We start from the raw sequence: 8,940 nt of genomic DNA on the forward strand, positions 1-8,940 counted from the left end.
CCCGCCCGACACGGGAGCCAAGACCTGCCGCCACCCCATAGGACCGGCCGAAAGCACACAACCCGTCCGGGCGCAAGCGAGGCACCCACCACACCGAGGATGGCGGGCACGTAGAGCGACGCCGGACGGCGGACGCGTAGCCGACTGACCGAACCCGGGCAACGCACGCCGGCCGCCGAGCACATGCGAGGTGCCCATCACATCGAGGCTGGTGGGCACATGGAGCGGGACGGACGGGGAGATGGGGTCACATGAGGGACGCATGGAGTTCGTCTTCGTGGGTGTCCAGCCAGGCTCGGGCCCGGCGGATGCGCTCGCCTGCGCCGAAGGCCCAGCGGCGGGCCCAGCCGCCGCCCGCCGTCTCGGCGCGCCGGCGGGTCGCGGTGTAGGAGCGGCCGAAGCGGAGCCGTGCCAGGTCGAGCAACCGGCGGCGGTCGCGGGGCGGCACGCCGTACTCGTCGCAGAACAACCGCAGCCGCGCGCCCACCTCGGCCCCGTCCAGCTCGCGCTGCAACGGGTCGCGGTCGAGCGGATCGGCGATCGGCGCCCAGTGCCGCAGCGTGGTCACCACGTCGAACAGCCGTGTGGTGGGCCTGGCCAGGTCGAAGTCGATCAGCGCGTACGGCAGGCCGCCACGGAACACCACGTTGCCCGGGCTGATGTCGCAGTGCCCGATCACCTCGGGCGGGCGGTCGTCGTTCGAGCCCGGTTCCCACTCCGCATACCGGGTCAGCGGGAACGCCTCCGACGCGTCATGGAAGCGGCGCAGCAGCCGGGCCAGTGCGGCGAGCGAGCCGGCGGTCACGGCGTACGGCGGCAGCGGCCTGGCGGGGGCCTCCCCCTCGATGTACGTCAGGACCTCCCGGCCCCGCTCGTCGAAGCCGACGACCCGGGGCGCGCCCTCGAACCCGGCCGCCGCGAGGTGGCGCAGCAACGCGTGGACGGCCGGCGTCGCCCGGCCCACCGGCCTGCGTACGGTGCCCCCCGCACGCACGACACCCTCGGTGGTATCCCCGCCACGCAACGCGATCTCCCGCTCCGCGGTCACCGGCGGCGCGAGCGCGGGGAACGGGGGAAGCATGGCAAGCAGCCTAATCCACGCCCTCATCCACGGCACACGGGTTTACCACCGACCACCCCCGTACCAGCCCGCGAACCGGCCCCGATCCGGCCACGGCCCGGCCCGTGTGTCAGCGGTCGGGGGCTTCGGATAGGTCGGAGTGGTAGCCGTGCCAGTCGGGGAGGCCGTCGAGGGTGCCCTTGCGGATCTCGGCGATGAGCGCGGTGAGCCAGTCCCGTTCCGCCCGGTACAGGACCGCCTTGTACTCCGCCTCGATCATGTGGACGCGGCCGACCCGGGCGGCCGCCATCTCCTCGAAGGTGTCGAGGGTGCGCAGTAGTTCGGTCAGGCGTACCACGCGTTCTTCGAGCAGCGCGGCGGCGTCGTCCGGTGACATCACCGGCATCAGCGACAAACCCGCCTCGAAGTTGGTGTACTCCTTGATCGGCGTGGACAGCAGCATGCTCAGCCAGTCGACGACCTCAAGCCGCCCCGCGTCGGTGATGGCGTAGACGGTGCGCTCAGGGCGTCTGCCCGCGCGGGTGGTCTCCTGGGCCTCGATCAGACCGGCGCGTTCCATGCTCTGCACGACGGAGTAGAGCGAGCCGTAGTTGAGCCGGATGCTGTCCTCCTTGCGCCGCGAGCGCAGCGTGGTGGCCAGCTCGTAGGGGTGCATCGGGCGTTCGAGCAGGGTCGCCAGCACCGCCAGCGCCAGCGGGTTGCTCCTTTTGCGCGCCACGATCACCTTCCCCTGTTCCACCGGAAGTCTACGCACGCCAGGACATAGCGTCCGGGCGTCCGGCGGCGTACTCGGCCTCGAACCGGGCGTCGCCGAGCGCGGCGCGCGAGCGGGCGGTGATGCGGTCCACGTCGCCGCGTTCGCCGGGCGGCAGCGGGGCGCCGGCCGCCGTGCGGGCCGCCGCCGCCGTGCCGAGCAGGGAAGCGGGCGAAACCGAGGAACCAGCGCGCCTGCGCCAGGCCCACCGGGTCGCCGTCCCGCTCCGCGAGGGCCAGTGCGGCGGTCAGCGGCGCGGCCCGCCGTTCCGGACGGGGGTGGGCGCGGGCCTCGGCGACCATGCCGGCGAACCGGGCGGCGTCCACCGAACCGGGCGCGGGCCGCAGCAGATAGCCCGACGGCCGGTGGACCAGCAGGCCGCGGCCTCCGGGCGTGGCGGCGTCCAGGGCCCGCCGCAGGTGCCACACCTTGTTCTGCAGCGCGCTCGCGGGGTGGGCGGGCGGCTCGCCGCCCCACAGGTCGTCGATCAGCCGGTCCGCCGGGACGACCGGCCCTCGTGGGCCAGCAGGTCGGCTAGCAGCGCGCGCACCTTGACCTCGGGGACGCGGACCGGCCGCCCGTCGTCGGCCCACAGCATCAGCGGGCCGAGCACCCCAAACCGCATGTCTCTCACGCTATACGCGGCGGGCGAGAGCGAACCGAGGCGTTCGGACCGGCGGCGGCCGAGGAGGCGAAGGTCGACGCGGAGTGGCTGCGCCCGATGCACGACCCGGTCCGCCGCGCCGTCGCGGAGGGCCACGGCAAGCACGGTGGCGCCGCCCTGGTGGAGCTGCTGAAACTGCCCTGAGCCGCCGGGGCGGCCGGTCGGCACCGGTCGCCCCGCGGGGCCGGGTGTCGGTAGGGACTGCGAACCCGAAAGCGGTTACAATTTCCCGATCAGGTGCCGGCGAACGGCCACGCCGTCCGGAGAGCGGAGAGTCAGTCAGCCATGGCGGAACAGCCCCTCGTGCGTCTGCAGGACGTCGCCGAGCACGCCGGGGTGTCGCTCGCCACCGCCTCGCGGATGCTCAGCGACCCCGACTACGGCGGGCGCGCCGGCCTGCGCGAACGCGTGCTGGCCTCGGCCGCCGAGCTGGGCTACCGGCCCAACCCGCACGCCCGCGCGCTGGCCACCGCCACCTCCACCAACGTCGGCCTGGTCATCCACGACGTGCGCGACCCCTACTTCGCGACGCTCAGCGGGGGCGTCATCACCGTGGCCGAGCGGCACGACCTGCTGGTCAGCATCGTGTGCACGCACCGCGACGCGCCGCGCGAGCTGGAGTACGTCAAGCGGCTGGCCGACCAGCGGATGCGCGCGATCATCCTGGCCGGCAGCGCCCTGCGCGACAGCGCCCACACCGCGGCGATGAACGCCGCGCTCGACTCCTACCATCGGTCCGGCGGTTCGGTGGTGTCAGTGACGCGCGGCCACACGGTCGGTCACGTGGTCGACATCGACAACGCGGGCGGCATGCGCCGGCTGGTCCACGACATGGTGGCGCTGGGGCACACGTCGTTCGGGGTGATCGCCGGGCCGCTGCGGCTGCTCACCGTCCGCGACCGGCTCCAGGGCGTCAGGCGCGGGTTGAAGGACCACGGGATCACGCTGGGCCGCGACGACGTCGTCTATGTGGATCTTTCGCGCGAGGGCGGCCAGGCCGGGGCGCAGATGCTGATGAGCCGGCCGGAGCCGCCGCGCTGCCTGCTGGCGATCGCCGACGTCGTCGCGGTCGGCGCGCTGTCGTGGCTGCGGGCGAACGGCGTGGCGGTGCCCGGCGAGGTGTCGGTCACCGGGTTCGGCGGGATACCCGCCGCGAGCGACGCGGTTCCCTCGATCACCACCGTCGAGCTGCCCCTTGAGCAGGTCGGCGAGACCGCGATGGAGCTGGCCCTGAAGCCGGCCGCGCCGCGGCACATCGTGCAGGTCGAGGGCACCCTGGTGCGGCGGGACAGCGTCGCCCCGCCGCACTGAGCCGACCAGAGAACGGTCCTCAGCCCAGGACCGACCGGGCGAATCCGCCGATGATCGCGCCCAGCACGTCATCGGGGTCGGCCGCCCACACCGCCTCGTTGAAGATCTCGACCTCGATCGGGCCGGTGAAGCCGGCGGCGTCCACCGCCCGGGTGATCGCCGGAAGGTCGATCGCGCCGTCGCCGGGCAGGCCGCGGCCGAACAGCGGGTGCGGCTGCGGTACCAGCCAGTCGCAGACCTGGTAGCCGATCACCCGCTCCCCCGCCCGCTCGATCGCCGCCATCAGGTTCGGGTCCCACCACACGTTGAAGGTGTCGATCGCGACACCGACGTGCGCCGGGTCGAACCGTCCGGCGATGTCCAGCGCCTGGTCCAGCGTCACCACGACGGACCGGTCGGCGCACATCATCGGGTGCAGCGGCTCCACGGCCAGGCGCACCCCGGCCGCCGCGGCGTAGGGGGCGAGTTCGGCGATGCCCTCGGCGACGGCCTCGCGGGAGGCCGGCAGGCCGAGCTCGCCGTTGACCCCGCCGCACACCAGGTACAACACGTCGCTGCCGAGCGCGGCGGTGACATCGACCGCCCGCTCGTTCGCGGCGCGCTCCAGCCCGCCGCCGTCGGGGTTGGCCCCGGTGAAGAACCCCGCCCGGCAGACGCTGGAGACCCGGACGTCGTGCTCGCGCAGCAGCTTGGCCGCGCGCTCGGCGCCGTACTCCGCCACGGGCCCGAGCCAGGCCCCGATCCAGCCGATCCCATGAGCGGCCAGGCCCTTCACGGTCTCCTCGAAGGACCAGTTCTTCACGGTGATCTGGTTGATGCTGAGCCGTTCGACGCTCACCCCGCGCTCCTTCCGTCGATGCCCGAGGCGGCCAGCACGGGCAGCATGCGCCGGACCGCGAGGTCCGCGTCCCCGATCAGCCCCGCCTCGTCGGCGAGGCGGAACAGGCGCGCCAGGTGCCCGATCGAGCGGGCGCCCTGGTGGCCGCCCAGCATCGTGAAGTGGTCCTGCAGGCCGCGCAGGTAGGCCAGGAACACGATGCCGGTCTTGTAGTGGTACGTGGGCGCCTCGAAGATCGCGCGGGCCAGCGGGACGGTGGGCCCCATGACGCCGTCGTAGCCCTCGGTGTCGCCCGCGTCCAGGCGGTGCAGCCCCTCGGCGGCCAGCGGCGCGATGGCGGCGAAGACGCCGAGCAGCGCGTCGCTGGTGGCCTGGCCGTCGCCCTTGATCAGCTCCGGGTAGTCGAAGTCGTCGCCGGTGAACATCCGGACCCCGGCGGGGAACCTGCGGCGCAGGTCCCGTTCGCGTCCGGCGTCCAGCAGCGACAGCTTGACACCGTCGATCTTGGCGGGGTGGCGGGTCACCAGCTCCATGACCGTGCCGGTGGCCTCGTCGAGGTCGGCCGAGCCCCAGTAACCGGCCAGCGCCGGGTCGAACATCTCGCCCAGCCAGTGCAGGATCACCGGGCCGGAGACGGCCTCGATCACCGCCGAGTAGACCTCCAGGTAGTCATCCGCCGAGCGGGCCGCCCGGCACAGCGCCCGGCTGGCCATCAGCACGACCTGCCCGCCCGCGTTCTCCACCCACTCGCACTGCCGCAGGTAGGACTCCTTGATGGCGGCGATGGTGACGAACTCGGCGGCGGGCAGGTCGTCGGTGCCGGCCCCGCACACGATCGCCGCGCCCCGGGCGACCGCCTCCCGGCACGACCGCGTGATCAGCTCCCTGACCAGGGCGGGCGGCAGGCCCATACCGCGCTGGGCGGTGTCCATGGCGTCGGCGACGCCGAGCCCGAGGTCCCACAGGTGGTGCCGGAAGGCCAGGGTGGCCTCCCAGTCCACGGCGGGGGCGAGCGCCGGGTCGGCGGTCGCCAGCGGGTCGGCGACCACGTGCGCGGCGGCGTACGCCCGCCGGCTGCGGGCCGGCTCGCGCCGGGCCGGCAGCGGGCCGGGCGCGCCGCGCAGGCGGTACTCCGCAAGCGCGCGCCCGGCCGGCAGCAGGATCGAGGTCATGCCGGCGTCACGTCGGGGACGTCGATCCAGCGGCGTTCCTGCGACGACAGCAGGGCCAGGTCGGCGAGCTGGACGCCCTTGGCGCCCTCGAACAGGTCCCAGCTGAACGGGGCGTCCTCCACGACGTGCCGCAGGAACATCTCCCACTGGATGCGGAAGGCGTTGGCGAACTCCTGGTTGTCGGGCACCTCGCTCCAGCCGGCGCGGAAGTCGAGCGGGTTGGGGATATCGGGGTTCCAGACCGGCATGGGGGTGTTGACCCGCTCCTGGGTCTTGCAGTCGCGCAGCCCGGCGATGGCGCTGCCGTGCGTCCCGTCGAGCTGCCACTCGCCGATCTCGTCGCGGTACGGCCGGGTCACCCAGGAGGTGGTGAACTGCGCGATGGCCCCGTTGGCCAGCCTGAACATCCCGTAGGCGGCGTCCTCGGCGGTCGAGCGGTACTCCTGGCCGCTCTCGTCCCACCGCCGCGGGATGTGGATCTCGGTGTGGCACAGCACCGACGTGATCGGGGAGACGACGTTGTCGACCAGGTAGCGCCAGTGCGGGTACATGTCGAGGACCAGGCCGCCGCCGTCCTCGCTGCGGTAGTTCCAGGACGGGCGGTTGAGGGTCTGCCAGTCGCCCTCGAAGACCCAGTAGCCGAAGTTCATCCGGAAGCTCAGCAGGGTGCCGAAGAAGCCGGAGTCGATGAGCCGCCTCAGCTTCATCATGCCCGGCAGGAAGAGCTTGTCCTGCACGACGCCGTTCTTGACGCCCGCGGACCTGGCCAGGTGGGCGAGTTCCAGTGCGTCCGCGAGCGAGGTCGCGGTCGGCTTCTCGCAGAAGATGTGCTTGCCGGCGGCGATGGCCTTGCTGACCGCGACCGCCCGTTCCTTGGTGGTCTGGGCGTCGAAGTAGATCTCGTCGGCGGGGTTGTCCAGCGCCTGGTCCAGGTCGGTGGTCCACCGGTCGATCCGGTAGCGCCTGGCGAGGTTCTCCAGCTTGGCGGGGTTGCGCCCGACCAGGATCGGATCGACGACCAGCCGCCGGCCGTCGGCGAGGTCGAGGCCGCCCTGGTCGCGGATCGCCACGATCGAACGTTCCAGGTGCTGGCGGGTCCCCATGCGTCCGGTGACGCCGTTCATGATGATTCCGACTCGAACTTGGTCCATGTCCGGTCCTCCTAATTCTGTAAGCGCTTTCTATTGCTTGGCCAAGGGTCTGTCAAGAAGCGCACTCGCCGAGCAGCCCGCAGGCATTGCCGCCGAGGATCGCCGCGCGGGCGGCGGGCGTCAGCGCGGGGGCGGCGGAGACGGCCTCCACGGCGGCGGGATCGCCCGTCGGGAACGGGAAGTCGCTGCCCAGCAGCACCCGGTCGGCCCCGGCGAAACCGGCCAGGAAGGACAGCGAGCCGGGCGAGTGCGTGAGCGAGTCGTAGTAGAGCCGCCGCAGCGCGGCGCTCGGCGGACGCCCCCGTTCCCCACCGGGCCGCGCCCGCCCGATGGCGTCGAACCGTCCTGCCTGGTAGGGCAGGAATCCACCGCCGTGTACGACGCACAGCCGCAGGCCGGCGAAGCGGTCGAAGACGCCGGTGAGCGCCATCGCCCCGGCCACCGAGGTGGTCTGTGCGGGGTTGTCCACGATGTCGCCGAGGCCGGGCACGGCGAGCCCGGCGGGCGAGGCGGCCCCCCACGGGTGCAGCAGGACGAACGACCCGCACTCCGAGGCCGCCGCCCACAGGCGGTCCCAGGCCGGGTCGTGCAGCGCCTCCCCGGGCCCGCCCGCGGGAAGTTCGGCCCCGGCGACACCTGGGCGGCCCGCCGTACGCAGCAGTTCGGCCGCCGCCGCGGCCGGGTCGCCGCGGTCCAGCAGCGCCAGGGCGCGCAGCCGCCCGGGATGGGCCGCCGCCAGCTCGGCCATGCCGTCGTTGAGCAGCCGCAGGAACGCCGCCGCCGCCGCTGGGGCGAGTTCGCCGGGGCTCAGTTCGATCCACGGCGAGACCACCTGGAGGTCCACGCCGCGGCGGTCCATCTCGGCCAGCCGGGCCGCGACGTCGGTGAGCGCTTGCGGCATCGGCGAGGTCCAGCGCGGGCCGAAGCGGAGCCGGCGGCCGGTGCCCACCTCGGGCGACGGGCACGTCCGCAGGGCGTCGAGCAGGCCGGCCGGTACGGCGTGCGCGTGGACGTCCACGACATGCCCGCACGGGCCGTCAGGCCCGGCTCTTGAGCTGTTCGTCATGCTGTGCGAGCATACCGATTACTGAAAGCGCTTTCAAAGGAGCGACATGACCGACCAAGACAGGGCGGGCTCGCTGGCCGGCCGCGTCGTCGCGGTGACCGGCGGCGGCCGGGGCATCGGCCGGGCCGTCGCGCTCGCCGCCGCCGCGGAGGGCGCGCACGTCGCGCTGGCCTACCACGACAGCGAGACGGGCGCGAAAGAGGTCGCCGACCTGGTACGCCGCGTTGGGAACCAGGCCGAGACCTACCGCTGCGACGTCACCGACCGGGAGCAGATCTTCGCCTTCGTCCGGGCCGCCGAAGAGCGGTTCGGCCGGATCGACGGCCTGGTCAACAACGCGGGCATCATGCCGTCCACGCCGTTCCTGGAGATGACCGCCGCCGAGTGGGACCAGGTCATCGCCACCGACCTGACCAGCGCCTTCCACACCAGCCAGGCGGTGCTGCCGGGGATGCTGGCCCGGGGCGGCGGCTCCATCGTCAGCATCGCCTCCCGGCTCGGCCTCGTCGGCTGGCCGGGCGTCGCCCACTACTCCAGCGCCAAGGCCGGCGTCATCGCCCTGGCCAAGTCGATCTCCCGCGAGTTCGGGCAGCGCGGCATCCGGGCCAACTGCGTGGCCCCGGGCGTAACCAACACCGACATGGGCCGCACGGTCATGTCCGGCGAGGTCGGCCGCCGCCGGATGGCCGAACTCCCCCTGGGCCGCTTCGGCGAGCCCGACGAGGTCGCGGCCTGCGTCGTCTTCCTGCTCTCCGACGCCTCCTCACTGCTCCTGGGCCAGACGCTCAACCCCAACAGCGGAGGGCTGATGCCATGAGTCCGGTGATCGGTACCGTGGGCGAGGCCGTGGCGCTCGTCCGGAACGGCGCGGCCGTGTGGGTGGGCGGCTCCGGGGCGGGGCAC

10 protein-coding genes are annotated in these 8,940 nt (G+C 73.2%); 2 read left to right on the forward strand and 8 right to left on the reverse strand.

Annotated elements, in window-relative coordinates; all coding sequences use genetic code 11:
* Positions 1-247: 247 nt before the first annotated feature.
* From C1I98_RS30195 to C1I98_RS45395, 4 genes are all read right to left on the reverse strand, one after another.
* Positions 248-1,081 (reverse strand): phosphotransferase, encoded by an 834-nt coding sequence (locus C1I98_RS30195; protein ID WP_111170787.1) that lies wholly within the window; start codon positions 1,079-1,081, stop codon positions 248-250.
* Between the two features lie 109 nt (positions 1,082-1,190).
* Entirely contained in the window at positions 1,191-1,820 is a 630-nt protein-coding gene (locus tag C1I98_RS30200) for a PadR family transcriptional regulator (protein WP_199537316.1), read from the reverse strand.
* Positions 1,802-2,263: a hypothetical protein gene (locus C1I98_RS45390; protein WP_199537317.1), complete on the reverse strand. Its 462-nt coding sequence runs from the start codon at positions 2,261-2,263 to the stop codon at positions 1,802-1,804. The genes C1I98_RS30200 and C1I98_RS45390 overlap by 19 nt, the downstream gene beginning before the upstream one ends.
* A gap of 59 nt (positions 2,264-2,322) precedes the next feature.
* Entirely contained in the window at positions 2,323-2,460 is a 138-nt protein-coding gene (locus tag C1I98_RS45395; protein ID WP_199537318.1) for a hypothetical protein, read from the reverse strand.
* Between the two features lie 324 nt (positions 2,461-2,784).
* Here C1I98_RS45395 and C1I98_RS30210 point away from each other — a divergent pair, with 324 nt between their 5' ends.
* Positions 2,785-3,810 carry a LacI family DNA-binding transcriptional regulator gene (locus tag C1I98_RS30210; RefSeq protein ID WP_111170788.1) on the forward strand — a complete coding sequence of 342 codons (1,026 nt, stop codon included), beginning with the start codon at positions 2,785-2,787 and terminating at the stop codon, positions 3,808-3,810.
* 19 nt (positions 3,811-3,829) lie between these two features.
* On the opposite strand, the gene C1I98_RS30215 is transcribed toward C1I98_RS30210, so the two are convergent.
* The 4 genes from C1I98_RS30215 to C1I98_RS30230 are packed head-to-tail and all read right to left on the reverse strand — an operon-like array spanning position 3,830 to position 8,037.
* Complete coding sequence (locus tag C1I98_RS30215; RefSeq protein WP_111170789.1) at positions 3,830-4,648, reverse strand: sugar phosphate isomerase/epimerase family protein; 819 nt, start codon at positions 4,646-4,648, stop codon at positions 3,830-3,832.
* Positions 4,645-5,820, reverse strand: a complete 1,176-nt coding sequence (locus C1I98_RS30220; RefSeq protein ID WP_111170790.1) for a dihydrodipicolinate synthase family protein — start codon at positions 5,818-5,820, stop codon at positions 4,645-4,647. Before C1I98_RS30220 ends, C1I98_RS30215 begins: the two co-directional genes overlap by 4 nt.
* Positions 5,817-6,971: a Gfo/Idh/MocA family protein gene (locus tag C1I98_RS30225; RefSeq protein WP_111170791.1), complete on the reverse strand. Its 1,155-nt coding sequence runs from the start codon at positions 6,969-6,971 to the stop codon at positions 5,817-5,819. Before C1I98_RS30225 ends, C1I98_RS30220 begins: the two co-directional genes overlap by 4 nt.
* A gap of 52 nt (positions 6,972-7,023) precedes the next feature.
* Positions 7,024-8,037, reverse strand: coding sequence for an amidohydrolase family protein (locus C1I98_RS30230; protein WP_111170792.1), 1,014 nt, complete (start codon positions 8,035-8,037; stop codon positions 7,024-7,026).
* A 46-nt stretch (positions 8,038-8,083) separates the two neighbouring features.
* Here C1I98_RS30230 and C1I98_RS30235 point away from each other — a divergent pair, with 46 nt between their 5' ends.
* Positions 8,084-8,854, forward strand: a complete 771-nt coding sequence (locus C1I98_RS30235) for an SDR family NAD(P)-dependent oxidoreductase (protein ID WP_111170793.1) — start codon at positions 8,084-8,086, stop codon at positions 8,852-8,854.
* Positions 8,855-8,940: the final 86 nt, after the last annotated feature.

The organism is Spongiactinospora gelatinilytica (genome assembly GCF_003236385.1).
GTDB classification, from domain to species: domain Bacteria; phylum Actinomycetota; class Actinomycetes; order Streptosporangiales; family Streptosporangiaceae; genus Spongiactinospora; species Spongiactinospora gelatinilytica.

Bases quoted from the DNA above. Each gene is read 5' to 3' on its own strand.
- C1I98_RS30195 (WP_111170787.1), bottom strand. From the start codon at position 1,081: ATGCTTCCCCCGTTCCCCGCGCTCGCGCCGCCGGTGACCGCGGAGCGG.
- C1I98_RS45395 (WP_199537318.1), bottom strand. From the start codon at position 2,460: ATGCGGTTTGGGGTGCTCGGCCCGCTGATGCTGTGGGCCGACGACGGG.
- C1I98_RS30210 (WP_111170788.1), top strand. From the start codon at position 2,785: ATGGCGGAACAGCCCCTCGTGCGTCTGCAGGACGTCGCCGAGCACGCC.
- C1I98_RS30220 (WP_111170790.1), bottom strand. From the start codon at position 5,820: ATGACCTCGATCCTGCTGCCGGCCGGGCGCGCGCTTGCGGAGTACCGC.
- C1I98_RS30225 (WP_111170791.1), bottom strand. From the start codon at position 6,971: ATGGACCAAGTTCGAGTCGGAATCATCATGAACGGCGTCACCGGACGC.
- C1I98_RS30230 (WP_111170792.1), bottom strand. From the start codon at position 8,037: ATGACGAACAGCTCAAGAGCCGGGCCTGACGGCCCGTGCGGGCATGTC.
- C1I98_RS30235 (WP_111170793.1), top strand. From the start codon at position 8,084: ATGACCGACCAAGACAGGGCGGGCTCGCTGGCCGGCCGCGTCGTCGCG.